The sequence below is a fragment of the Brevundimonas sp. genome (genome assembly GCF_044239655.1).
Lineage (GTDB): Bacteria > Pseudomonadota > Alphaproteobacteria > Caulobacterales > Caulobacteraceae > Brevundimonas.
Genome location: NZ_JBIIAY010000233.1, coordinates 1 through 2665, shown reverse-complemented (window position 1 = coordinate 2665; position 2665 = coordinate 1). Strand labels below are relative to the sequence as shown.

At 36.9% G+C, this 2665-nt stretch carries 2 protein-coding genes; both read left to right on the top strand.

Going from position 1 to position 2665, the window contains the following annotated elements:
- Positions 1-827: glycosyltransferase (locus ACILQR_RS16880; RefSeq protein ID WP_395652521.1), on the top strand; the 827-nt coding region annotated here is incomplete at its 5' end.
- Between the two features lie 76 nt (positions 828-903).
- The coding region (locus ACILQR_RS16875; RefSeq protein ID WP_395652520.1) for a hypothetical protein at positions 904-2665 on the top strand (1762 nt) is incomplete at its 3' end.

The window sequence follows — 2665 nt, the reverse complement described above, 5'->3', positions numbered from 1 at the left end:
TTAAGATGCATAGGAATCAGTATCAAATTAGTTATACCCCATGGGAATCTACTGTGATTCCATCTTTATGGAAACCGTTTTTAGATGAAGCAGATGAGATATGGACAACATCTAATTGGTGTGCTAATGTATTTGAAGATAATGGATATAAAGTATCTAATGTCTATCCTCATGGTATTGAGCCTATGTGGACTAGCAAAAAAAGAATTAATGATGGCGTCATAAAGTTTTTGCATATTGGCGAACCCGCCCCAAGAAAAGCGGGACAAATGGTAGTAGACGCATTTACAGAATTATTTGGAAATGATCATCGCTATTCTTTAACTATCAAAGCATATAAGAATAATACTACTCGTGTATATAATAACTTTATAGATAAAAACATTATTGGTTTACCTCATCATATATATAATAATATTAATATGATAACAGATGAATTAGATATGGATGAATTAGTAAAGCTTTATCACGATCACGATGTTTTAGTTTATCCTTCATACGGAGAAGGCTTTGGCTTTATTCCGCTTCAAGCCTTGGCTACTGGGATGCCAACAATTTGCACAAGTGCTTGGGCTCATTATGATAACTATTTGGGGCCATTAAGATTAAAGTCAAAACTAATAGATTCTCCATGGCCTTATCCTCATCAAGGCCAAGTGTTTGAGCCAAACTATAAACACCTACTTGAACTTATGAGAGATGTTTCAATTAATTTTAATGCATACTCAGGTTATTACTTTGCTCAGTCAACTAAGATACATGAAGAATATAATTGGAACCAGTTGACCAAGAAAGCGTTTGACCCAATAGTAAAAAAGTTTAGCTAGCACTAGACCGCTAAATAAAAGTTTGCTAGAATTAGATCTTATTCAAAATTAATTAATCCGTTAGGCGGAAGAAAAGGTGTCACTAAAAATGTCAAGAACTATTGAAAATCCCTATGAAAACTTTATTGCATTGTCTCGATATGCAAGATGGATCAAAGAAGAAAATCGCAGAGAAACTTGGGGAGAAACAGTAGATCGCTATTTTGATTTTATGCTGAAGCACCTAAAAGAAAATAATGGATATACTCCAGATGCAAAGATTGTAGAAGAGCTAAGACAAGCTGTATTCAATCGTAATGTTATGCCATCAATGAGATCAGTAATGACTGCAGGAGCTGCATTAGATAGAGATCATGTTGCAGGATATAACTGCTCATTTGTTCCAGTAGATTCACCTCGTTCATTTGATGAGACTATGTATATTCTTATGTGTGGAACAGGTGTAGGATTCTCTGTTGAGTATAAGTATGTCAATAAACTTCCTGCCGTCCCAGAGACACTTGAAAAGTCAACAACAGTAATCACTGTTGAAGATTCAAAGCAAGGTTGGGCAAAGGCATACCGTGAGTTGCTAGCACTTCTTTGGTCAGGACAAATTCCTGCTATTGATGTAAGTAAACTTCGTCCAGCAGGTGCACGTCTTATGACAATGGGCGGAAGATCATCTGGACCACAACCATTAATTAATCTTTTTGATTTTACAATTGCAAAATTTAAATCTTCTACAGGACGTCAGCTAAAGCCAATTGAAGCACACGACATTATGTGTAAGATTGGTGAAGTAGTTGTCGTAGGCGGTGTTCGTAGATCAGCAATGATATCTTTGTCAAATATTAATGATATTGAAATGGCTCAAGCCAAGTCAGGTAACTGGTGGGAGAACAATACTCAACGTGCTCTCTCAAACAACTCTGTTGCGTATTCTCGTAAACCAGAGATGGAGCAATTTATTGCAGAATGGAAATCTTTGTATGACTCGAAGTCAGGAGAGCGAGGCATATACAATGTGGCCGCAGCTCAAGCCCAGGCAGCCAAGTTTGGAAAAAGAGATCCAAATATTCACTATGGAACTAACCCATGTTCAGAAATTATTTTACGTCCTTACCAGTTTTGTAACCTTTCAGAAGTCGTATTACGTGAAAATGATACAAAGAAAGATATTGAAAAGAAAGTAAAGCTAGCCACGATCCTTGGAACATGGCAATCAACATTAACAGACTTTAAGTATCTTCGTAAAATCTGGAAAGATAATACTGAAGAAGAACGCCTATTAGGAGTTTCTCTTACTGGACAATTTGGGCATAAGTTCATGTCAGGTAAACAAGACCTTGTTGGACTAGAAGCATTCTTGATGGATTTAAGAGAATCAGCAAGAGCAACAAATAAAGATGAGGCTGAGAAAATTGGGATTCCCGAGTCTGCAGCTATTACTTGTGTAAAGCCATCGGGAACAGTATCTCAATTGGTCGGGGTATCTTCAGGAATGCATGCTTGGCATTCACCATATTACATTAGAACAGTTCGTGGCTCAAAGGGAGATCCAATTTCTACATTCTTAAAAGAAGTTGGAATTCCTGTAGAAGACGATGTAATGAAGCCAGCAGATACATATGTATTTTCATTTCCAGTTAAGGCACCAGAAGGTGCAATTGTTAGAAATGATTTAACGGCAATTGAACACTTAAATATTTGGTTAGTATACCAACGTGCTTGGTGTGAGCATAAGCCTTCAATTACAGTTTCTGTAAAAGAAGATGAATGGATGGAAGTTGGAGCATGGGTATATAAGCATTTTGATGAGGTATCTGGAATTTCATTCCTGCCGCATTCAGATCACT